The organism is Nocardioides marmorisolisilvae, assembly GCF_003725775.1.
Classification (GTDB): Bacteria; Actinomycetota; Actinomycetes; order Propionibacteriales; family Nocardioidaceae; genus Marmoricola; species Marmoricola marmorisolisilvae.
Genome location: NZ_RJSG01000001.1, coordinates 689390 through 710655 on the forward strand (window position 1 = coordinate 689390; position 21266 = coordinate 710655).

23 protein-coding genes are annotated in these 21266 nt (G+C 70.9%); 12 read left to right on the top strand and 11 right to left on the bottom strand.

Going from position 1 to position 21266, the window contains the following annotated elements:
• Nucleotides 1–58: 58 nt before the first annotated feature.
• Nucleotides 59–898 carry a prephenate dehydratase gene (locus EFL95_RS03520; RefSeq protein WP_123232616.1) on the top strand — a complete coding sequence of 280 codons (840 nt, stop codon included), beginning with the start codon at nucleotides 59–61 and terminating at the stop codon, nucleotides 896–898.
• Nucleotide 899: 1 nt separating this feature from the next.
• Here EFL95_RS03520 and EFL95_RS03525 read toward each other — a convergent pair whose 3' ends face one another.
• The gene (locus tag EFL95_RS03525) at nucleotides 900–1679 is read right to left on the bottom strand and encodes a VOC family protein (protein ID WP_123232617.1); all 780 of its coding nucleotides are present in this window, start codon (nucleotides 1677–1679) and stop codon (nucleotides 900–902) included.
• Nucleotides 1680–1786: 107 nt separating this feature from the next.
• Here EFL95_RS03525 and larB point away from each other — a divergent pair, with 107 nt between their 5' ends.
• Genes larB through EFL95_RS03555 form a run of 6 tightly spaced genes read left to right on the top strand, consistent with a single transcriptional unit; the run spans nucleotide 1787 to nucleotide 7126 of the window.
• Nucleotides 1787–2479 (top strand): nickel pincer cofactor biosynthesis protein LarB, encoded by a 693-nt coding sequence (larB, locus tag EFL95_RS03530; RefSeq protein WP_123232618.1) that lies wholly within the window; start codon nucleotides 1787–1789, stop codon nucleotides 2477–2479.
• Nucleotides 2479–3684 (top strand): nickel pincer cofactor biosynthesis protein LarC, encoded by a 1206-nt coding sequence (gene larC, locus EFL95_RS03535; protein ID WP_123232619.1) that lies wholly within the window; start codon nucleotides 2479–2481, stop codon nucleotides 3682–3684. The genes larB and larC overlap by 1 nt, the downstream gene beginning before the upstream one ends.
• Before the next feature lie 9 nt (nucleotides 3685–3693).
• Complete coding sequence (locus EFL95_RS03540) at nucleotides 3694–4296, top strand: TMEM165/GDT1 family protein (RefSeq protein WP_123232620.1); 603 nt, start codon at nucleotides 3694–3696, stop codon at nucleotides 4294–4296.
• A 52-nt stretch (nucleotides 4297–4348) separates the two neighbouring features.
• Nucleotides 4349–4870 carry a SigE family RNA polymerase sigma factor gene (locus EFL95_RS03545; protein WP_123232621.1) on the top strand — a complete coding sequence of 174 codons (522 nt, stop codon included), beginning with the start codon at nucleotides 4349–4351 and terminating at the stop codon, nucleotides 4868–4870.
• Nucleotides 4867–5928, top strand: coding sequence for a hypothetical protein (locus EFL95_RS03550; protein ID WP_123232622.1), 1062 nt, complete (start codon nucleotides 4867–4869; stop codon nucleotides 5926–5928). Before EFL95_RS03545 ends, EFL95_RS03550 begins: the two co-directional genes overlap by 4 nt.
• Nucleotides 5929–5944: 16 nt before the next feature.
• Entirely contained in the window at nucleotides 5945–7126 is a 1182-nt protein-coding gene (locus EFL95_RS03555; RefSeq protein ID WP_123232623.1) for an arginine deiminase, read from the top strand.
• A gap of 132 nt (nucleotides 7127–7258) precedes the next feature.
• Here the strand turns inward: EFL95_RS03555 and EFL95_RS03560 are convergent, their stop codons facing one another.
• The 3 genes from EFL95_RS03560 to EFL95_RS03570 are packed head-to-tail and all read right to left on the bottom strand — an operon-like array spanning nucleotide 7259 to nucleotide 9500.
• Nucleotides 7259–8191: a DUF5926 family protein gene (locus tag EFL95_RS03560; RefSeq protein WP_123232624.1), complete on the bottom strand. Its 933-nt coding sequence runs from the start codon at nucleotides 8189–8191 to the stop codon at nucleotides 7259–7261.
• Between the two features lie 45 nt (nucleotides 8192–8236).
• Nucleotides 8237–8653, bottom strand: coding sequence for an ATP-binding protein (locus tag EFL95_RS03565; RefSeq protein ID WP_123232625.1), 417 nt, complete (start codon nucleotides 8651–8653; stop codon nucleotides 8237–8239).
• 58 nt (nucleotides 8654–8711) lie between these two features.
• A complete protein-coding gene (locus tag EFL95_RS03570; RefSeq protein ID WP_221176302.1) occupies nucleotides 8712–9500 on the bottom strand; it encodes a glycerophosphodiester phosphodiesterase family protein in 789 nt (262 codons plus the stop codon).
• A 36-nt stretch (nucleotides 9501–9536) separates the two neighbouring features.
• Between EFL95_RS03570 and EFL95_RS03575 the strand changes: the two genes are divergently transcribed.
• Nucleotides 9537–11066: an SDR family NAD(P)-dependent oxidoreductase gene (locus EFL95_RS03575; RefSeq protein ID WP_123232627.1), complete on the top strand. Its 1530-nt coding sequence runs from the start codon at nucleotides 9537–9539 to the stop codon at nucleotides 11064–11066.
• Between the two features lies 1 nt (nucleotide 11067).
• Here EFL95_RS03575 and EFL95_RS03580 read toward each other — a convergent pair whose 3' ends face one another.
• The 4 genes from EFL95_RS03580 to EFL95_RS03595 all read right to left on the bottom strand — a co-directional run bounded on the left by EFL95_RS03580 (nucleotide 11068) and on the right by EFL95_RS03595 (nucleotide 14428).
• Nucleotides 11068–11784 carry a hypothetical protein gene (locus EFL95_RS03580; protein ID WP_123232628.1) on the bottom strand — a complete coding sequence of 239 codons (717 nt, stop codon included), beginning with the start codon at nucleotides 11782–11784 and terminating at the stop codon, nucleotides 11068–11070.
• A gap of 86 nt (nucleotides 11785–11870) precedes the next feature.
• A complete protein-coding gene (locus tag EFL95_RS03585; RefSeq protein WP_123232629.1) occupies nucleotides 11871–12494 on the bottom strand; it encodes a DUF4304 domain-containing protein in 624 nt (207 codons plus the stop codon).
• 55 nt (nucleotides 12495–12549) lie between these two features.
• Nucleotides 12550–13140: a 1-acyl-sn-glycerol-3-phosphate acyltransferase gene (locus EFL95_RS03590; RefSeq protein WP_221176303.1), complete on the bottom strand. Its 591-nt coding sequence runs from the start codon at nucleotides 13138–13140 to the stop codon at nucleotides 12550–12552.
• A gap of 82 nt (nucleotides 13141–13222) precedes the next feature.
• Nucleotides 13223–14428 (bottom strand): ATP-binding protein, encoded by a 1206-nt coding sequence (locus tag EFL95_RS03595; protein WP_123232631.1) that lies wholly within the window; start codon nucleotides 14426–14428, stop codon nucleotides 13223–13225.
• 126 nt (nucleotides 14429–14554) lie between these two features.
• Between EFL95_RS03595 and EFL95_RS03600 the strand changes: the two genes are divergently transcribed.
• The 3 genes from EFL95_RS03600 to EFL95_RS03610 are packed head-to-tail and all read left to right on the top strand — an operon-like array spanning nucleotide 14555 to nucleotide 17098.
• The gene (locus EFL95_RS03600; protein ID WP_123232632.1) at nucleotides 14555–15862 is read left to right on the top strand and encodes a hypothetical protein; all 1308 of its coding nucleotides are present in this window, start codon (nucleotides 14555–14557) and stop codon (nucleotides 15860–15862) included.
• Nucleotides 15863–15878: 16 nt separating this feature from the next.
• A complete protein-coding gene (locus EFL95_RS03605; protein ID WP_123232633.1) occupies nucleotides 15879–16745 on the top strand; it encodes an Fpg/Nei family DNA glycosylase in 867 nt (288 codons plus the stop codon).
• Between the two features lie 17 nt (nucleotides 16746–16762).
• Complete coding sequence (locus tag EFL95_RS03610; RefSeq protein ID WP_123232634.1) at nucleotides 16763–17098, top strand: rhodanese-like domain-containing protein; 336 nt, start codon at nucleotides 16763–16765, stop codon at nucleotides 17096–17098.
• Here EFL95_RS03610 and aat read toward each other — a convergent pair.
• Complete coding sequence (gene aat, locus EFL95_RS03615; RefSeq protein WP_123232635.1) at nucleotides 17095–17754, bottom strand: leucyl/phenylalanyl-tRNA--protein transferase; 660 nt, start codon at nucleotides 17752–17754, stop codon at nucleotides 17095–17097. The two genes, EFL95_RS03610 and aat, sit on opposite strands and share 4 nt — an antisense overlap.
• Nucleotides 17755–17785: 31 nt before the next feature.
• Between aat and EFL95_RS03620 the strand changes: the two genes are divergently transcribed.
• Nucleotides 17786–18478, top strand: a complete 693-nt coding sequence (locus EFL95_RS03620; protein WP_123232636.1) for an EcsC family protein — start codon at nucleotides 17786–17788, stop codon at nucleotides 18476–18478.
• A gap of 3 nt (nucleotides 18479–18481) precedes the next feature.
• Here the strand turns inward: EFL95_RS03620 and EFL95_RS03625 are convergent, their stop codons facing one another.
• Nucleotides 18482–19381, bottom strand: a complete 900-nt coding sequence (locus EFL95_RS03625) for a hydroxymethylglutaryl-CoA lyase (protein WP_123232637.1) — start codon at nucleotides 19379–19381, stop codon at nucleotides 18482–18484.
• Entirely contained in the window at nucleotides 19374–21266 is a 1893-nt protein-coding gene (locus tag EFL95_RS03630) for an acetyl/propionyl/methylcrotonyl-CoA carboxylase subunit alpha (protein WP_246004782.1), read from the bottom strand. The genes EFL95_RS03625 and EFL95_RS03630 overlap by 8 nt, the downstream gene beginning before the upstream one ends.

Below are 21266 nucleotides of genomic sequence, written 5' to 3' on the forward strand. Positions count from 1 at the left end.
GAGCCTAGGCGTGAAACACCGTCGGCTCGCGGCGGCTCTCCGTGGGACCATCGCCCTTGTGACCGCACGACGCATCGCCTACCAGGGCGAACCCGGCGCCAACTCCCACATGGTGTGCAAGGAGCACTACCCGGACTGGGAGGCGGTGCCCTGCGCCTCGTTCGAGGACGTCTTCGCGACCGTCGAGAACGGTGACGCGGAGCTCGCGATGATCCCGATCGACAACTCGATCGCCGGCCGCGTCTCCGACATCCACCACTTCCTGCCGACCTCGGGCCTGCACATCATCGGCGAGCACTTCCTGCGGATCCGCTTCCACCTGATGGCGACCCCGGGCGCGACCCTGGATTCCATCAAGACCGTGCACAGCCACGTGCACGCGCTCGGTCAGTGCCGCCGGATCATCCGCGAGCACGGCCTGAAGTCGGTGATCTCCGGTGACACCGCGGGCGCTGCCCGGGAGGTGGCCGAGGCGGGCGACCCGACGCAGGCCGCGATCGCCCCGCCGCTGGCCGCCGAGATCTACGGACTCGACATCCTCGCGACCGACGTCGAGGACGAGGACCACAACACCACCCGGTTCGTGGTGCTCTCCCGCGACTACGTCCAGGCACCCCAGGGCAACGGCCCGGTGGTCACGTCGTTCATCTTCAACGTGCGCAACCTGCCGGCCGCGCTCTACAAGGCGCTCGGCGGCTTCGCGACCAACGGCGTGAACATGACCAAGCTGGAGAGCTACATGGTCGGCGGGCACTTCTCCGCCACCCAGTTCCTCGCCGAGGTCGACGGCCACCCCGAGGACCCCGGTCTGAAGAACGCGCTCGAGGAGCTGGAGTTCTTCACGACCGAGGTGAAGATCCTCGGGGTGTACCCGGCGTCGCCGCGCCGGGCCGACTGATCTACTCCGCCGGGGCCTGGAACAGGTTGAACATGCCGCCCTGCGGGTCGGCGTAGACGCCCATCCGGCCGACACCGGGGACGTCGAAGTTCGGCGCGATCGTCTGCCCCCCGAGCTCGGCGATCCGACCGGCGGTGGCGTCGGCGTCCTCGACCGCGAGGTAGAGGTTCCAATGCGGCGGGATGCCCTCCATCTGCGGGAGCATCGTGCCTCCGACCACCTCGCCGGCGACGTTGGTGATGCTCACGTAGTCCGGCATCTGCTCGCTGGCCTGGCTGCCCAGCCCGACCACCTCGGCGTAGAAGGCGAGCGCCTTCGGGATGTCCGGGGTGACGAGCTCGTTCCAGATCAGCGAGCCCGGCTCGTTCGCACGCTCGTTTCCGATCGAGGTCCCCGGCTGCCACAGGTTCACCCGGGCACCGGTCGGGTCCTGGATCGCCGCCATCCGGCCGACGTCCATCACGTCGAACGGCCCGGCCTCGACCTTGCCACCGGCACCCTCGACCTTGGCGGAAGCGCCGTCGACGTCGTCGACGGTCAGGTAGACACCCCAGAAGGCCGGGTGACCCTCCATGCCGGGCATCTGGCCGCTGATCCCGGCGACGACGTCACCCTCGATCTTGGCCTGGCGGTAGGTCCCGCCGGCCTCCGGCGGCATCTCCATCGCGTCGATGTCCCAGCCGAACAGGGCCGCGTAGAACGCTGCGCCGGCCTCGGGGTCAGGAGTGGTGAGCTCGATGTAGCTGGGCGTGGCCTGCTGGTACTTCTCGAACTTGGGCATGCTGCTCTCTTCTCTGTGCTCGACCCCGGCGGTAGCGGACCCCTCAGTCCTACTCCCGTCCACCGACAGGAACAACCAACAACCGGTGAACCGGTTAGGTTGGCGCCATGGCGGAGCACACCGGCGACGAGCGGACCGCGGACCTCGGGTACGCGCGGGTCGACATCGACCGCGCCCGGCGTACCGGGGACCCGGAGGTCGTCTACGGGGCCGGCAAGACCGCCGAGCAGGTCGTGGACATCCTCCGCACGCTGCACGAGCGGCATCCGGAACGGGCGGTGCTGGCCACGCGGCTGGACGCCGCGGCCCTCGACCTGCTCGCCGCCGAGCTCCCGGACGCCACCCTCGACCGGGTGGCGCGCGCGGCCACCCTCGGTCCGATGCCGACCGCCCGCGGGACCGTCGCGATCATCGCGGCCGGGACCAGCGATGCGCCCGTCGCCGCCGAGGCTGCCCTCACGGTTCGGGTACACGGATCGGAAGCGGTCCGCATCGACGACGTCGGGGTCGCCGGGATCCACCGCCTGCTCGAGGCCCGTGAGCGCTTCGCCGACGCCGACTGCCTGATCGTGGTCGCCGGGATGGAGGGCGCGCTGCCCAGCGTCGTCGGCGGCCTGGTCGGGATCCCGCTGGTCGCGGTGCCGACGAGCGTCGGCTACGGAGCCTCCTTCGGTGGGCTGGCTGCTCTGCTCGGGATGCTCAACTCCTGCGCACCGGGCGTCACCGTGGTCAACATCGACAACGGCTACGGGGCTGGCGTGTTCGCGGCCCGGGTGGCCCGGAACGCCCGGGAGCGGTGATGACGAACGTCGGCTGGTTCGACGCCTCCTCCGGCGCGAGCGGGGACATGGTGCTCGGTGCACTGCTCGACGCGGGTGTGCCCCACGAGGTGATCGCCGGCGCCGTCGCCGCCGTCGCCCCGGAGCCGATCACGCTGCACGCCGAGGCAGTGACCCGGAACGGTTTCGCGGCCTCGCAGTGCCACGTCGAGGTCGGCGACTCGGAGACCGAGAGGACCTGGGCCGCGATCCAGGAGCTCATCGGTACCGCCGACCTGGATGCGCCGGTGCGGACACTCGCCCTGGAGATCTTCGGCCGACTGGCCTGGGCCGAGGCGCTGGTGCACGGCACCGGGGTCGAGAACGTGCACTTCCACGAAGTCGGGTCGCTCGACTCGATCGCCGACGTGGTCGGCGCTGCGGCGGGCATCGTGCACCTCGGGCTCGCACAGATCGGCTGCTCGCCGGTCGCCCTCGGCGGCGGCACCGTCGAGATCGGCCACGGCCGGGTCGGCGTACCGGCACCTGCCGTGGTCGAGCTGCTCAAGGACGCCCCGACGTACGGCGGGCCGCTGGAGCGCGAGCTGACCACGCCGACCGGCGCCGCGATCCTCGCCTCAGTAGTCACGCAGTGGGGCGTGCAGCCGCCGATGACGGTGTCCGCGACCGGGGTCGGCGCCGGTGGTGCCGATCCGGTCGGGCACGCGAACGTGCTGCGGCTGAGCGTGGGGGTTTCGACAGGCTCAACCAGCTCAGGCGAGGGCTCAGACGGCGGCAGCGCACTGGTGATCGAGGCGAACGTCGACGACCTCGACCCGCGGCTGTGGCCGGACGTCCTCACCGCCCTGCTCGAGGCCGGCGCCTCGGACGCCTGGCTGACCCCGATCCTCATGAAGAAGGGTCGCCCGGCGCACACGCTGTCGGTGCTGGCGGGGGCCGAGGTCGCCGCCGCCGTACGCCGCGAGATCTTCCGGCAGACCTCGACGATCGGGGTCCGCGAGCACACCTTCGCCAAGCACGCGCTGGACCGCTCCTTCACCGAGGTGGAGCTCGACGGGCACCGGGTCGCGGTCAAGCTCGCCTACCTCGACGGCGAGCTGGTCAACGTCCAGCCGGAGTACGAGGACGTCGCGGCTGCAGCGCGGAAGCTCGGCCGGCCGATCAAGGACGTGCTCTCCGCCACAGCAGCGCTGGCCCGCGGTCAGGTCGCCCCGACGACTGGGTAGGTTTTCGGGATGGACGTCTCCGTCATCGCGCTCACCTTCGCCGCGATCTTCGTGGTCGAACTGCCCGACAAGACGTTCATCGCCGCGCTGGTGCTCTCGACCCGCTACCGAGGGCTGTTCGTCTGGATCGGCGTCGGTCTGGCGTTCCTGGTGCAGACCCTGATCGCCGTGACGGTGGGCCACGCGGTGACGTTCCTGCCCGACGAGGTCGTGAAGATCGTCGCGGCGGTGATCTTCCTGATCGGGGCGGTGCTGCTCATCCGCGAGGCTCCGAAGGCCGACCAGGAGGAGGCCGAGACCGAGGCGGAGTTCGCGGCCAAGGCGACCACCTCGAAGACCGGCCTGGCAGCGATCGGCGCCTCGTTCCTGGTGCTGTTCGCCGCCGAGTGGGGCGACCTCTCCCAGCTGCTGACGATCAGCCTGGTCGGCAAGTACGGGCACCCGGTCAGCGTGTTCATCGGCGCCTGGGCCGCACTGCTGGCCGTCTCCGGGCTGGCTGTCGTCGCCGGCCGTTTCCTGCTGCGCCACGTGAAGCTCTCGGTGGTGTTCTACGTGGGCGCGGCCGTCTGCCTGGTGCTCGAGGCACTCACCCTCTACGAGCTGGCGAGCTGACCCAACCGAACCGGTCCCCCGCTGCGTCAGATGCAGTAGAAAGGGGGCTCCGATGGGACTCAGGTCAACCACCCTGGCAGACACCGCGACCCCGGCGTACGAGGACTACGTCGCCGCGCGTTGGACGACGCTCTACCGCACCGCGTACCTGCTGACCGGCTCGCACGCCGACGCCGAGGACCTCGCGCAGACGACCCTGGTCAAGGCGTACCAGTCCTGGATCAAGGTCGCGGCGGCTGCGTCCCCCGACGCCTACGTCCGACGGATCATGACCAACACCTTCGTCAGCTCGAAGCGCCCGTTGCGTGTCAGCCGCGAACGGCTGGTCGACGTGGTCCCCGAGGCGCAGGCCGCCGATGCCGTGGACGACCTGCGACTGCAGCTCTGGCCGCACATCACCTCGCTTCCGCCCAAGCAGCGCGCCGTGATCGTGCTCCGCTACTACGAGGACCTGTCCGAGGCCCAGATCGCGGAGGCGCTCGGCTGCTCGCCGGGAACGGTCAAGTCGAATGCAAGCCTCGCCCTGAGTTCCCTCCGCGCCCGGATGGCTGCCGAGGAAGGAGCCTCCTCATGAACGTCGAAGAGATCATCACCGCGGAGCTCCGCGAGGTCGGCGGCGCGGTGCTGCCGCCGCCCCCGCCCGACGTTGCGATGCTGGTCGGCCGCGCGCGACAGGACCGGGCGCGTCGGGCGATCCGCTCCGGTGCGAGCGTCGTCCTGGCGGCCGCGGTCGTCCTCGGGGTCATCCTTCTCGGGGCGCACCTGGGCAACCCGAAGGCCGCACCCCCGGTCCCGAATCCGCAGCCGACCGGCCTGCCGACCGGCGCACCGTTGGCCGCCTACGTCGACGAGATCGGGCACCTGCACGTCGACGGGGTCGTCGAGGACGGCACGGACTGGGTCGACAACCCGACCCGGTTCGGGGACGTCACCGTCGCGCACTCGGATGCGGACGGGAACCCGGTGACGTTGTTCCTCGGCGGCCGCGAGGTCGCGACGCTGCCCACGCTGTTCACCAACGGCGAGCCCGAGATCTCCCCCGACCACCGCACGGTCGCCTGGGGTGAGCCGGCCACCGGAACAGGGTTCATCGTCGTCGCCCGGCTGAGCTCGACCGGGCTGACCGAGCTGGGTCGGCTGGAGGTCCCTGCCCTGGCGCTCGACCTCGACAACGAGGGCCACGAGTCGCTGGTGGGGGTCACCGACGACGGCACCGTGTCCTACGGAGGAATCGTCGGCGGACACGCGTGGAAGCCGGGTGGACAGCCCCGGGACGTCAACCTCCCCGAGTTCAGCGACAACACCCTCCCCGGGTTCCCGCGCGACGCCTACGACACCCTGGTCAGCAACCCTGCCGGGACCTGGAGCGCCTGGCTGACGGACCAGATCGCGCCGACGGCCGCGAGGAACGCCGTGGAATGGACCACGGTCGGGTTCCAGCAGCCCCGCAAGCCCGAGACCCGGGTGCTCATCACGATGCCGGCCAGCGAGGCGCACCTGCAGATCGTGGCGTGGGAGGACGACACCCACCTGCTCCTCACGGTCGGCGAGGAGGAGACGGCCTACCACGTGCTGCGCTGCGACATCGAGACCCGCACGTGCGAGCACGCGCCGATGCCGCCGGCCTCCTAAGGCTTAGGCTCGCGGCATGGGTCTGGGAGCGAGCAGCGAGGTCGGTCGCCTGCGGACGGTGATGCTGCACCGTCCGGGGCCGGAGCTGAAGCGGCTGACCCCGCGCAACAACGACAAGCTCCTCTTCGACGGCATCCCGTGGGTCAGCCGGGCCCAGGACGAGCACGACGCGTTCGCGGCAGCCCTGACCGACCGCGGCGTCGAGGTGGTCTACCTGACCGAGCTGCTGGTACAGACCCTTGCCGACCCCGAGGCTCGGGAACGGGCGGTCTCCGACGTCCTCGGCAAGCTGCACCTGGGCGACACCCTGCGCGACTACCTGCGCCACGTGCTGGGCGATCTGGACGCCGACAGCCTGGCGCTGGTGCTCACCGCAGGCCTGCGCAACGACGAGGTCCGAGGCGGTTTCGGTCTGGTGACCTCGCTGCTGGCGCACGACGACTTCGTCATCGACCCGCTTCCCAATCTGCTCTTCACCCGGGACTCCAGCGTCTGGATCCGGGACCGCGTCGCGATCACCTCGCTGGCCATGCCGGCCCGCGAGCGCGAGACCCAGCTGACCGACCTCATCTACTCGATGCACCCGCGCTTCGCCGGGGTCGAGCGGATCCACGGAGCGCACCGCGAGCACGTCGAGGGCGGCGACGTCCTGCTGCTCGCTCCGGGTGTCATCGCCGTCGGCGTCGGCGAGCGCACCACCCCCGCCGGTGCGGAACGCCTGTCCCGGCAGGTGTTCGAGGCCGGCCTGGCCGAGACCGTCCTGGCCGTGCCGATCACGCAGGAACGCGCCACGATGCACCTCGACACCGTCTGCACGATGGTCGACGTCGACAAGATCGTGATGTACCCGAACGTCGCCGACCAGCTCCGTGCCTACGCGGTCACCCAGCGCGACGGCGACCTGGCCGTCGCACCCGCCGAGCCTTTCCTGGTGGCCGCTGCGAAGGCGATGCAGATCGATACCCTGCACCAGATCGACACCGGTCTCGACGCCGTCACCGCCGAGCGCGAGCAGTGGGACGACGGCAACAACACCCTGGCCCTGGCTCCGCGTCTGGCCGTCGCCTACGAGCGGAACGTGGAGACCAACTCGCGCCTGGAGGCGGCCGGGATCGAGGTGGTCGCGATCGCCGGGTCCGAGCTCGGATCGGGTCGCGGAGGGCCGCGGTGCATGAGCTGCCCGATCGCCCGGGACTAGCCTCCGGACCGTTCCGGACCGGGAAATGAAAGACCCGGCCGATGTTGACGGGGGATGCAACACCGACCGGGCAAATCAGACTCTAGAACACGTAATCGATTTGCGCTAACGAATGGGAAAGTCAGTCCTCCGTCACCGGATCGTGACCTGGCGGCTGGCCAGCCCGGAGCGGACCGAGCGCTCCTCGGTCTCCAGCGGCCGCGCGTCGCCCAGCGTGGCCGTCAGCTTCTCCGCGAAGGCGGCCACCGGGGCCACCAGCGCGTCCGCTCCGGTGCCGCGCGGCAGGTCCCAGACGGGGACCAGGACACCGTGTGCCCGGAACATCCCGATCAGCTTCCCGCCCTCGACGAGGTGGTCCTCCCCCGCGGCGTGCAGGCGTGCGAGCGCATCCAGGAGCTGGTCCTCGTCCTCCGGGCGGACCCAGCGCAGGAACTCCCGCTCACCCATCGCCGTCCAGTACGCCGCGTCGACGCCGTCGAGCCGCACCGTCGGCGAAACAGCCTGGTCCGCCTGCTCCAGCAGGGCGGCCATCGAGCCGTCCGCGTCGTCCAGATCGGTGAGCCAGTAGTCGAATCCCTCGTGCACGGAAACGTCCAGACCACCGTGGACCAGGTCCTGCAGCTTCGGGCCCTCTCCGGGGTCATCGGTGAGGCCGACGACCGAGCCGGGCTCGGCGTCCAGGGCGGCGGTGAGCACCGCACCGAGATCGCGGCTGGGGTCACCGAAGCCGTGCTGGACCTGGAGCGCCAGGAAGATGTGGCCGTTGTCGCGGACCAGCGCGGGAACCGCTCCGGGCAGCAGCGTGCACAGGGTCACGGTGCGGTCCGAGCTCTTGAGCTTCAGGGGCGCGCTGGCGGACGGGACGAACTCACGCAGGGCGATCAGGTCGGTCTCGCCGTCGAGCCCCGCGAACGGCCGCGCGGAGAACACCGGCGGCGGTCCGGACTTGCTGCCGTGGCACGACTTGTACTGGCGACCCGAACCGCACGGGCACGGCTGACGAGGTCCGACCTCGCCGGGAGTGCTGGCTTCGGAACGGCCCTTGGTGCGCGACTTCTTACCCATGCCGGGAAGGTTAGGACAGCCCCGGTCGCCTCGGTGCGGCGGCCGTCAGAAGAGGGGCAGCCGGACGTGCACGGTGTGCACTCCGTGGCTGCGCTGGACCCACCAGCGCTGGCTCAGCGCATCGACGATGGCCAGACCGCGTCCGCGCTCGGCCTGGGCGTTCGCGACCACCAGGACCGGGTCGCTCGAGCCGCCGCCGTCGCAGACGCTCAGCACGAGGTCGTCGTGCTCGCGGTGCCAGCGGACCAGCATGGAGTCGTTCGCCAGAGGAGCTGCGTGCCGCACCGCGTTGCTGACCAGCTCGGTCGCGACCAGCCGGGCGTCATTCAGACTCGCCTCGGAGGCCTGCTGGTGCTGGAGCCAGCTCGTCAGGGCACGTCGGACAGTGCCGGCGCTCTGGCCGGTGAACGGAAGGTTCAGTGCGACGGGACCCTGCAGAGGGGCTGCAAGGAAGGAGCTCAAGGCATTCCTCCGGTGGTGGTGTGCCTGAAGATTTCCCTGAGGCCGGTGAGCCGAAACCTCAGCCCTCGAGGTAGTGCAGCGTCTGGCCCGGCTTGTCCGTGATCACCGCCGAGACCCCCAGCTCGCGGCACAGGTCGACGTCGGACTCCTTGTTGACCGTCCAGACGTGCAGCTCGGTCCCGTTCGCGCGGATCTTGCGGATCAGGTCGGGGTGCTTGCGCAGCAGCTTGATGCCCGGTCCTGCGATCCAGTCGGGCTCCGCGAACGGTCGCACCCGGGCCCAGTCGGTCGGACCGTCCATCAGGAAGACCAGGCGCAGGTCCGGCGCGAGGCGGCGCACCCGGCGCAGCGCGATCCAGGAGAAGCTCATCACCCGGACCGGTGCGTCCGGGCCGGCCCAGCCGAACTCGTCGAGCAGGTCGACCAGCCGCCGCTCCACCAGCCCGGCGTACCGGGTGGGGTGCTTGGTCTCGATGGCCAGCTCGACCGGTCGCGGGTAGTCCCGCGCGGTCTCCAGCAGCCGGCGCAGCGTGAGCACCTTGCCGAGCTCGGGATCGCGTTCGGGGGCCTCGTCGTCGAGGTCGGCCCAGGGGTGCTTCCAGCTGGCCACGTCGAGCTGCTCGAGCTCGGAGAGCTCCATCGAGGAGACCAGGGCCCGCTTCTGCGCGACCCGGACCAGGTCGCGGTCGTGGACGCAGACCAGGTGCCCGTCGGCGGTAAGTCGGACGTCGCACTCGAGAGCCTCGGCCCCCTCGTCAAGGGCAGCGACGTACGCCCCGAGAGTGTGCTCCGCGTTGGTCGCGCTGGACCCGCGGTGGGCCACCACCTGTGGCCTCCCCTCACCCATGGGACTCATTATCGCGAAGCAACGTACGATTCGCCGGTGACTGACGCAGGCGGGACGAACGGCCCGGTCGACGAGCCGCTCGGTCGGATCGACCCGGCCGACCTGGAGACGACCCTCCGCGTCCTGTCGGAGCTGCAGCGGCTGCACCCGGACCACGAGGACGTCCGCACGGTGAAGCGGGCCGCGTCCTACATGTACAAGATGATCAAGAAGTCGCGGCGGGCCGAGATCCGGTCGATCCGGATCAAGCACGACCAGGACATCATCGAGAAGACCGCCACCGGCAGCGCGCTGCGCATCGACGACGAGACGGCCGGCATCCCCCTGGTCTCGACCGCGAAGGGCGCCTTCGCCGGCGAGCTGATCACCGCCCGCGGCTGCTACATCTGCAAGCAGGACTTCACCCTGGTCGACGCGTTCTACCACTGGCTCTGCCCCAGCTGCGCGGCGTTCAGCCACTCCAAGCGCGACCAGCGCACCGACCTCACCGGGAAGCGCGCGCTGCTCACCGGCGGGCGCGCCAAGATCGGGATGTACATCGCGCTGCGGCTGCTGCGCGACGGCGCGCACACCACGATCACGACGCGCTTCCCCAAGGACGCCGTACGACGCTTCGCCGCGATGGAGGACAGCGCCGACTGGCTGCACCGGCTGAAGATCGTCGGCATCGACCTGCGCGACCCGACCCAGGTGATCTCGCTGACCGACGACGTCGCCGCCGACGGTCCGCTCGACATCATCATCAACAACGCCTGCCAGACCGTACGTCGACTGCCCGGCGCCTACGCGCACCTCATCGACGGCGAGCTCGCGCCGTTGCCGGACCTGCCGGAACTCCCCGAGATGGTCACGTTCGACCGCATCTCCGAAGCGCACCCGGCGGCGATCGCGGGAGCGCTGTCCTCGACCGCGGTCGCGCACCACGACGGCGAGACCGAGGAACACGCCCTGGCCGCGCACAACGCGGCGTCGCTGACCGCTCTCGCCCTCAAGGCCGGGGGTGCCTCGTTGGACGCGCACCTGGCCGGGACGGCGATCGACGCCGGCGGCCTGATCCCCGACATCCAGGACAACAACTCGTGGACCCAGGTGCTCGACGAGGTCGACCCGCTGGAGCTCCTCGAGGTGCAGTTCTGCAACTCGATCGCCCCGTTCCTCATCAACAGCCGGCTGCGGCCGGCGCTCCGGGCCGCTGTCCAGAACGGTGCCCGGCGCGCGTACATCGTCAACGTCTCGGCGATGGAGGGCCAGTTCGGAGGCCGCCGCTACAAGGGCGCCGGCCACCCGCACACCAACATGGCCAAGGCGGCGCTGAACATGATGACCCGGACGAGCGCCGGCGAGATGTTCGAGACCGACAAGATCCTGATGACCGCCGTCGACACCGGCTGGATCACCGACGAGCGGCCGCACCACGAGAAGCTCCGCATCGCCGCCGAGGGCTGGCACGCCCCGCTGGACCTGGTCGACGGCGCCGCCCGGGTCTACGACCCGATCGTGCTCGGCGAGGCCGGCGAGGACCTCTACGGCTGCTTCGTGAAGGACTACAAGCCCAGTCCCTGGTGAGTCAGGGCGTCACGTAGGCGCGGATCGACTCGGCGTTCGTCGGCCCGTACCGCTCGATCGCCTCGGCCACCGTCGCGGACGGTCGGACCGCCACCGACTCCGAGCCGGGCACCCGGGTCGGGCCGCCGATGCGGAGGACCTGGAGCGCCTGCTGCGACTCACCCTTGCCCGGGCGGCTCCAGATGATCGCAACGACCTGGACGTCGAGGCCGACGGTGTTGGTGTTCTCGACCTGGATGCCGTTGCCCGCGAAGCGGGTCGCGATGTCGAACCCGGCGGCGTTGACCACCCGCGCCGAAACGGGCACGCGCGCGACGCCCACCCCCTGGGCGCGGGCGGCGCGGAGCTTGCTGACCTCCACGCCTCGGACCTTCGCCGCGCCCGTGCCCGTCAGCGTCAGCACGTCCAGGTTGTCGCCCGGCATCAGCACCTGGTCACCGACCTCGGTCCCGTAGACGCCGGCGACCGTGACCCCCGGCAGCACCTTTCCGTCGCTGTCGAGGGCGGTCAGCCGGGCGGTGATCGTCATCGGCACCGTCGCACTGCTGGAGATCGTCAGCACCTGGTCCATCTGGCCGTACTTCCCGATCCGGTCGTAGTGGAACGACAAGGCGCGAGCCAGAGCCGGGTCACCGTCGCGGGCGAACCGCGGGCCGGCAGAGTCCGACTGGCCGCCGCAACCGACCAGCAGCACGAGGAGGACGGCGGACGAAACCACGCCGACCCCACGTCTGTGCACCAGCCCCCGAGCGAGCCAACGGCTCACCATGGCTCACAGCGTAGGGGAAACCAGGCGCCGGGAGGTCAGTCGTCGCCGTGGAACTTCGACCGCTCGTGGATCCACAGCGAGTAGCGCGCGAGCGCCTCGGCACGCTCCGGCGCGACCTGCGCCTTCGCCGCCTCGAGGAGCTCCTCGAGGCGGTCGCTCGGGCCGTCCTCGGAGATCAGCACCGCCTCGGCGAACACGAAGAGGCCCGGGTACTGCGCGTGCTTGAGCATTCCGAGGTCGCCGGCCCGAACGGTCGCGACCATGGCGCGACGGTCCTGCAGGCGGTCCAGCAGCGGCAGGCCCTCGTCCTTCAGCAGGCCGGCGATCTCAGCCGCGACCTGCTCGGCGTCCTCGGCCCGGTCCAGCGCCCATCCTTCGGGCGTCAACCGGTCGCGGTAGAGCCCGAGCGACTCGTGGACCTCGGTCGGTGGCATCCCGAGCCAGACCCCCATGAACTCCCACCACGGCGCCGGGACCACGGCGAGGTGCACCACGCACTGGACCTGGTCGTCGCCGGAGATCTCGGCGTCGACGACCACCCAGTCGCCGGCGTCGTTCCGGCGACGCCAGATCGGCGGCGATCCGTCGAAGCCCGCTGAGTGCAGGACCGGGTCGACGACGTCTGCGAGCGCCGCCTCCAGACCCTCCCGCGCGATCATCGGACCAGCCTTGCACGAATCGTCGGAAAGCGGACAGGGCTCGGCCCCGCGAACCTCACTCCGGCAGCCCGGTTTCTTCCTCGCGCAGCCGGGGCTCGGTCCGGCTCGACGGGATGATCCCGCGCTTGTCGGCGTAGAAGGCGCGGACGAAGTCCATGTCCGCCACGACGTCGTCGCCGGGGTGGAAGGTCGGCCCCATGCCCAGGGTGCGCGTCGGCCCGTCGACGAAGCCGAGGCCGATCGGGAGGCCGGTCTGCTGGGCGATCCGGTAGAAGCCTGGCTTCCAGTACTCGCCCTTGCCGCGGATGCCCTCCGGGGCGATCGCGAGCAGGAACGACTCGTGGGCTTCGGCGCGTGCGAGCAGCGCGCGGATCGTGGCACCCGGGTCCTCGCGGTTGAGCGGGATCCCGCCGGTCGCACGGAGCACCGGGCCCAGCGGACCCTGGAAGTACGTGTGCTTGATCAGCACCTCGGGCCGCTTGCCGTTCGCCCACGCGATCATCAGCATCACGACCCAGTCCCACCGGGAGGTGTGCGGAGCGCCCACCAGGATCCCGCTCTCCGGCACGGTCCCGGACAGCTTCCAGCGCGTGAGCTTGAGGAGGCCGCGAGCCACGGCGGGCCGGACCGTCATGGTTCTGGGCATGTGACCAAACTACCTGTCAGATGGACCCCGAGAGCACGCGCTCGGAAACCTGGACGCGATTCCCGGTGACGCGGACCGGCAGTCACCCTCGCTCACGCAGGTACCGACCGAAGTGCGGCACGGTGAACGCAATCCGACCCCGCTCGCCGGAGTAGATCAGGCCCTTCTTCAACAGCGCATCACGCGCGGGCGACAGCGACTGCGGCTTCTTGCCGAGGACCGCGGCGACGTCGGCGGTCGGCACGGAGCCCACGTCGTCAACGTCGTCGTCGTGCAGCTCGACCGCGGCGTCGGCCATCGCGCGCAGGTACTCCCGCTCTCCCGGCGTCGCCCGCTCGTAGCGGCTGCCGAAGAACCCGACCGCCAGCTCGGCCTCGGCCTCGGGGGCTGCGACCGCGACGTCGGCGGCGGTGACCGGCGAGCTCGGCGCCACGTCCCAGACCACCTTGCCGTAGGCCTGGATGAAGTACGGGTAGCCGCCGGTGGCCAGGTAGAGCGCGTCCAGCGCGGCCGCTTCGTAGGCGGCGTCCTCCTCCAGAGCCGGGGCGGTCAGCGCCTGGTCGGCCCACTCCCGGGACAGCCGGTCGATGCGCTGGTAGCGGAACAGTCGCTCGGAGTAGGACTTGCTCGCCGAGAGCACCGCCGGCAGGTGCGGGAGTCCGGCGCCGACGACGATGACCGGCAGGCCCGACTGGCTGATCTCGTGGCAGGCGGCGCACAAGGCCGAGACGTCGTCCGGGCCGAGGTCCTGCATCTCGTCGATGAACACCGCGATCCCCTTGCCGACGTCCGCCGCCAGGCCGCCGACGTCGGTGAGCAGCTCGACCAGGTCGATCTCGATGTCACCCGAGTCGGCCCGCCCCTTCGCTGCCGCCACCTCGATGCCGGGGTTCCAGACGTCGCGCAGCTTGGTGCCGGGCGCGGACTCGCGCTGGGCGAAGGCCTTGATCACCCCGAGGACGCCGTCGACCTGGTCCGACTCGGGGTGGCCGAGCTCGCGGACCGCCTGGTGCAGCGCGCTGGAGAGCGGGCGACGCAGACTCTGGTCCGGGCGCGCCTCGAGCTTCCCGGTCCCCCAACCGCGACGTACGGCGGCCGAGCGGAGCGCGTTGAGCAGCACGGTCTTGCCGACGCCACGCAGGCCGGTGAGCACCAGTGAGCGCTCCGGGCGGCCCTTGGCGATGCGCTCCAGGACGATGTCGAAGGCGGCGAGCTGCTCGTCGCGGCCGGCGAGCTCGGGCGGGCGCTGACCGGCGCCGGGTGCGTACGGGTTCCTGATCGGGTCCACGATCAGAAGGTATCCGGTTGTATTGCGAATACCTTAGACATCCTTAGCGAGTCGTATCGCCATTTGGGCCTCCCCCGGCCCGGGCGCTTAGGATCAACGGCGTTGCCTTCTCAGGAGTACTTCCCCATGGCCATCACCCTGGCGTCCGACGCCATCAGCGACGCCGAGATCACCGATGCGATCGGTCTCGGTGACCTCGAGGCCGCCGCACGTCTGTGGGTGCGCCACTGGCCGACCGCCCTGGAAGCAGCGCGGCTCTACGTCAGCCCCGACGAGGTCCCGGGCCTTGCCGCCGAGGCACTGATCGCCACCGTCTCCGCGATCGCCATCGGCCGCGGTCCGCGCGAGGACGTGCACGGGTTCGTCGTCGAGGCCGTTCGCGAGCTCGGCGAGGACGACGAGCCGCCGGTCGGAGGCCCGGAGCACCCGCCCGTGTTCGTCTCGCCGATGATGAGCAGCTCGTTCGCGCAGCTCGACCCCGAGCTCCAGGACACCTTGCGCACCGCCGTCGCCGTCGGCCAGCTCGACGAGGAGGGTGTGCGCGCCCTGACGGTGCTGCAGCACTACTACCTGGCCGAGCACACCGACCGGGCCGAGACCCCGGCCTGCCGGCGCGCGCACATCGCGATGATGTCGGTGGCCGACAGCTCCGCCACCGAGGGCGTTCCCCGCAAGACCTGGCTGCACATGAGCACGTGCGCCTGGTGCACCGAGGCGTTCCACGAGGTCGCCTTCAGCAACATCGCGCTGGGCGCCCTGATCGAACCTGCCGTGCTGAACCCGCCGGTCGTCGCCGTCGGTGCTCCGCTGGAGTCGTTCGAGACCGTCGCGGCCCCGTTCGAGCTCGAGGACGGCGCCGCGGCCGAGGAGCCGACCGACTTCGTGGAACCGGTCTACCTGGCTCCCGAGGAGCCGCTGCTGTTCGACGCTCAGCCGGTCCCCGAGGAGGAGGACGAGGACGAGGCTGCTGCCGTCGTCGCGGCCGCCCACGTGGGGAGCCGGCGGGGTCGCCTGATCGCGATCGGCATCGCCGCCGCGGCCGCGGTCTCGGTCGTCGGGGTGATCCTGGTCGGCCAGGGCGACGACACCACCGCGCCGACCGCGGCCGGGACCGACACGACGACCCAGGCCGCACCCTCCGGGGACGCGACGCCGTCCGACGACGTCGAGGACCCGGCGACCGAGAGCCCGTCGGGCTTCACGACCGTCGACGCACCGCTGGCGCCGACCAAGGCAGCCACCAGCAAGGCGACCACGGCGTCGACCCCGACCAAGGCAGCGACCAAGCCGGCGTCCACGCCGACCCGGAGCAACCCCTCGACGCCGACCCCGACCTCGCAGCCGACGACCTCCGAGCCGACCCCGACGCCGACTCCGACGGCCACGCCGACGAAGCCCTGCAACCGGCTGCAGCACCTGCTGCACATCTGCTGACCCGTACCGTAGGTCCATGCCCGAGCTGCCCGAGGTTGAGGCGCTGGCCCGCGACCTGTCCGGCCGGCTCGACGGACGTGCGATCGTCCGGGTCGACATCGCGAACTTCAGCTGCCTGAAGACCTACGACCCGCCGGTCACCGCCCTGTCGGGGGCGATGGTGGACGGCGTCAGCCGGCGGGGCAAGTTCCTGGTCTTCGACGTGGGCGGCACCTACCTGGTGCTGCACCTGGCCCTGGCCGGCTGGGTGCGCTGGAAGGACGAGGTGCCCACGCTGCCGGCCAAGCCGAACAGCAAGTCGCCCCTGGCCGCCCGGATCGTGCTCGACGACGGCAGCGGACTGGACATCACCGAGGCCGGCACCCGCAAGAGCCTGGCCCTGTACGTCGTCCGCGACCCCAACGACGTGGAGGGCATCGCCCGCCTCGGGCCCGACCCGCTCGCCGACGACTTCACCGTCGAGGTACTCGGCGAGATCCTGCAGCGCTCCGGCAAGGCCCAGATCAAGGGCGTGCTGCGGATGCAGAGCAACATCGCCGGCATCGGCAACGCCTACTCCGACGAGATCCTGCACGCCGCGAAGATGTCGCCGTTCAAGCCGGCCAGCAGCCTGACCGAGTTCGAGCTCGAGCTGCTGCACACCACGATCCGCGAGGAGCTCGGGGCCGCGCTCTCCCGCGCGGACGGTCTCGCGGCCAGCGAGCTCAAGGGCGAGAAGAAGTCGAACATGCGCGTGCACGGGCGCGAGGGCGAGAAGTGCCCGGTCTGCGGGGACGTGGTCCGGTCGGTGTCCTTCGCCGACCGCAGCCTGCAGTACTGCGCGACCTGCCAGACCGGCGGGAAGCCGCTGGCGGACCGCCGGCTGTCCAAGCTTCTCAAGTGACTCGATAGACTTTGGTCATGAACGGCATCCCCACGGTCTCCGTCGCCCAGGTCCCCGACCCGCTGCCCGACGGGCTGTTCGTCGTGGACGTCCGCGAGCCGGTCGAGTGGGCGCACGGTCGCATCGACGGCTCGGTGCACATCCCGATGTCGCAGTTCGTCGAGCGCATCGCCGAGGTCCCGAACGACCAGCAGGTGCTGGTGGTGTGCAAGGTCGGTGGCCGTTCGGCGCAGGTCACCCAGTACCTCGTCCAGTCCGGGTACGAGGCGGTCAACCTCGACGGCGGCGTGCTGGAGTGGGCCGCGGCCGGGCGCGCGCTGGTCGGCGACAGCGGCGACGGGGTCGTCGTCTAGCGAGCGAACCCCGGCAGCGGCAGCGCGAGCGCACCGCCCAGGCGGCGGAAGTACTCGTCCCGGTCGATCTCGACCACACCGAGGCTGGCCAGGTGCTCGGTCTGCCACTGGGTGTCGAGCACCCGCTGATCAGCATGCTCGTCGCGGAGCAGGTCGACCAGGTGGACCAGCGCGACCTTCGAGGCGTCCCGGGCGTGGGAGAACATCGACTCCCCGGCGAAGAGCCCGTTGATCGCCAGACCGTAGAGGCCGCCGACCAGCTCGCCGTCGTACCAGGTCTCCACGGAGTGTGCCCAGCCCATCGCGTGCAGCCGGGCGTAGGCCGCGGAGATGCGTGCGTCGATCCAGGCGCCGTCGCGCCGCGGTTCGGCACAGGCCGCGACCACCCGCTCGAAGGCCGTGTCCACCCGGACCTCGTACCGGCGCACCGACTTGGCCAACGACCGGCTCACCCGGAGCCCGTCCAGCGGCAGCACCCCGCGGTGCACCGGTGACCACCAGCCCAGCTCACCGTCCACCGGCATCGGGAACAGCCCGGCCCGGTAGGCCGCGAGCACCGTCGCCGGCTCGAGGTCCGCACCGAGGGCGACGAGGTCACCGACCTCCGGTCCGGGCACCGGCAACCGCCACGGCGAGGGACCGGGGTCGACGGGCATGGGTCCATCCAACCCTGTCTAGGCTCTTCGCATGAGCTACGCCAAGCGCATCGGGGCCGCCCTGGCCCCGAAGGTCCCGGAGATCGCGCCGAACCTGTCCGCCGCGTTCGTGCACCAGGCGCTGGCCAAGGCCATCTCCGGAGTCGGCCCGTTGCCGAGCGCCGCGTCGGCCGCCGACAAGCAGCTCGCCCAGAACGGGGGCGACGTGGAGCGCGGCATCCACGACGTCATCGAGAACCACGTCCGGTACGCCGGTGTGCAGGGCTTCGCGACGAACCTCGGCGGCCTGGTCACGATGGCCTTCACCGTGCCGACGAACATCACCGGCCTGGCGCTGATCCAGTGCCGGATGGTCGCCGGCATCGTGCACCTGCGCGGCTACGACCTGAACGACCCGCGCACCCGGGACGCGATCCTGGCGAGCCTGCTCGGCGAGGAGCGCATCCTCAAGATGGTCAAGGCGCGCGACCTCCCGGGCACGCCGATGGAGCTCGCGGCGGCGAAGGTGCACGACGCGTCGCTGGACCTGCTGATCGCGAACGAGGTCGCCGCCGAGCTGATCACCCGAGCCGCCGGCAAGCGCCTGGCCACCACCGTCGGACGCCGGGTCCCGGTCGTCGGCGGTGTCGTCGGGGCGGGAACCGACGGCTACGTGACCTGGAAGATCGGACGGTACGTGGACCGCGAGTTCCTGCCGAAAGCCGAGCGCAAGCGGCGGAAGTGACCGCTATCCGAGTGCCTGCACCACGCGGCTGACGCTCGGCTTCCCGAGGACCTCGGCCATCCAGAGGCTGGTCTCCACCAGCTGTCCGAGGTCGACGCCGGTCTCGACGCCCAGTCCGCGGAACATCCAGACCAGGTCCTCGGTGGCCAGGTTGCCGGTCGCGCTCTCGGCGTACGGGCAGCCGCCGAGGCCACCCGCGCTGGCGTCGAAGGTGCGCACGCCGTGCTGGTACGCGGCGTACGCGTTGGCCAGCGCCTGCCCGTAGGTGTCGTGGAAGTGCACGGCCAGCACGTCATCGGCCAGGCCGGCCTCGTTGAAGGCGTCGAGCAGCGTGCCCACCGCCCCGGCGGTCCCGACACCGATGGTGTCGCCCAGGGAGAGCTGGCTCGCGCCGAGGTCGTAGAGCCGCTTGCCGACCGAGACGACCTGGTCGACCGGGACCGCGCTCTCCCACGGGTCGCCCCAGCACATGCTCACGTAGGCGCGCACGTCCATCCCGGCCTCGCGCGCCCGGACGACGGTCGGCTCGAACATCGCGAACTGCTCGTCCAGGCTGCGGTTCAGGTTGCGCTGCGCGAAGGTCTCGGTGGCGCTGCCGAAGATCGCGATGTGCTCCAGGCCGAGCTCCAGCGCCCGGTCCAGGCCTCGCTCGTTCGGGACGAGCACCGGGAGGTGTCGGCCGTCCTCCCCAAGCAGGTTCATCAGCTCGGCGGCGTCGGCCAGCTGCGGCACCCACGTCGGGTGCACGAACGACGTCGCCTCCACGATCGGCAGGCCCGCGCCGAGGAGGCGGCTGATGAACTCGGCCTTGGCCTCGACCGGGACCAGACCCTTCTCGTTCTGCAGGCCGTCACGAGGGCCGACCTCGTAGATGGTGACGTCGGTTCCGACAGGCTCAACCATCAAGCGCCTCCACGGAGAACAGCAGCTGTTTGAGCTGCACCTGGTCACCGGTCGCGGCACCGACCTGGCTGACCGTCCCGGCGAACGGCGCCTTGAGGACGAGCTCCATCTTCATCGCCTCGATCACGCCGAGCCGCTGGCCCTCCTCGACCTGGTCGCCGACGGTGACGTCGACCGCCAGGACGGTGCCGGGCATCGGCGAGAGCAGGGACCCGTCGCCTTCGGCCGGACCGTGCTCGGCGAACGGGTCGGGGCGCTCGAAGACGAAGCGCTGTCCCTGGTGAACCGCCTCGAGCACTCCTCGCTGCACGTTGGCGGTGATCCGGTGACGCACCCCGTCGACCTCGAGCTCGAGGACGTGGTTCTCCGCCGACAGCTCGACCACGCGACGACCGTCCGCGGTGCCTGCGACCCTGTCCACCGCGACGGTGCGGTCGAGCCGGGCGAGGAAGGGGGATGCGGCGCCGGCCGAGCGCCAGCCGTCCGCGCTGAACGGGTCGCTCGGGTTCGACGGCGCCAGGAGCGCCATCACCCAGGCGACGCCGATCCGCGCCACGTCCGCGTCAGGGGCGGGGACCTCGTGGTGGTCGAGCCAGGCGGTGTCGATGGTCGCGTCTCGGAACTCGTCCGAGGCCGCGAGCGCGCGCAGGAAACCGACGTTGGTGGTCAGGCCGAGGATGGCCGTCTCGTCCAGCGCGGCGACCAGGGCCCGGCGTGCGGACTCCCGGTCGGGACCGCGCGCGATGACCTTGCCGAGCATCGGGTCGTAGGCGGTGGAGACGACCTGGCCCGGCTCCAGCGCCTGGTCGACACGGGCGTGCTCGGCCCAGCGCACGATGCTGGTGGTGCCGGCCTGGGGCAGGAAGCCACCGAAGCTGTCCTCGGCGTAGACCCTGGCCTCGATCGCATGACCGGCCAGGGCGACGTCGTCCTGGGTGAAGCCGAGCGGTTCGCCGGCGGCGATGCGCAGCTGGACGGCCACCAGGTCCGGGTGCTCGCCCTGCACCGTGACGGCGAGCTCGGTGACCGGGTGCTCGACCTGGAGCCGGGTGTTCATCTCCAGGAAGTAGGCCTCACCCGACGCGTTGTCGAGAAGGAACTCGACGGTGCCGGCGTTCTCGTAGCCGACCTCCGCGGCCAGCGCGACCGCAGCGGACGTGACCGCCTTCCGGATCTCCTCGGAGATCGTCGGAGCAGGTGCCTCCTCGAGCACCTTCTGGTGCCGGCGCTGCGTGGAGCAGTCGCGCTCGAAGAGGTGCAGCACGTTGCCGTGGGCATCGGCCATCACCTGCACCTCGATGTGCCGTCCGGACTCGACGTACTTCTCGATGAGCAGGGTGTCGTCCCCGAAGGAGTGCGCGGCTTCGCGTGCCGCCGCCTCGACGGCGCCGGCGTACTCGTCGGCGTTGCGCACGATCCGCATGCCCTTGCCGCCGCCGCCTGCGGCCGCCTTGACGAGGACGGGGTAGGCGAGCTCGGTGGCCGGGGTGTCGAGCGTGTACGCCGGCACCACCGGTACGCCGGCAGCGACCGCGATCTCCCGCGCGGCGTCCTTGCGACCCATCTTGTCCATCACCGTCGAGGACGGCCCGACGAGCTTGATGCCGGCTTCCTCGACCGCACGCGCGAAGGCGGAGCGCTCGGAGAGGAACCCGTAGCCGGGGTGGATGGCGTCGGCGCCGGCGGCGACCGCAGCCGCGACGACCTCGGCGATGTCGAGGTAGGAGACGACGGGCACCGCGACGTCGGCGGCGCGCACGTGCGGCGCGGTTGCGTCGAGGTCGGTGTGGATCGCCACGGTGCGGATGCCGGCGGCACGCGCCGAGCGGATCACCCGGATCGCGATCTCGCCGCGATTGGCGATGAGGAGGGTTTTGATCGGCAC